At 40.4% G+C, this 297-nt stretch carries 1 pseudogene; it reads right to left on the reverse strand.

Annotated features, from left to right (window positions below):
• Positions 1 to 189: pseudogene (locus BZK24_RS08360) on the reverse strand (hypothetical protein); the annotation flags it as partial.
• Positions 190 to 297: the final 108 nt, after the last annotated feature.

Below are 297 nucleotides of genomic sequence, written 5' to 3' on the forward strand. Positions count from 1 at the left end.
AACAAGCCCTAAAAACAGCGCAACGCCTATAGTTTTAGTGGGTTTTAACGCAAAGGTTTTTAAAGCCGTGGGCAAGATAAACAGCAAGCTGGATTGCGCGTTAAAAAGGTAATAGCCCAAACGAACGCCCGCTACAAACCAGAACAAACTGAAGATAAAAAACACCAGAAGTGTTGAGAGATTTTTCAAGCCCATTCCTTGCTAAAACCCATGCCATTTTTAGCTAAAATAAAACCGATATTATAACTAAAAGGGGGTTTTATGCCAAAAAAATGCCGACACTTGCTCCAAACCAGC

The sequence above is a fragment of the Helicobacter pylori genome (genome assembly GCF_001998165.1).
In the GTDB taxonomy this organism is placed as follows: Bacteria; Campylobacterota; Campylobacteria; order Campylobacterales; family Helicobacteraceae; genus Helicobacter; species Helicobacter pylori_DL.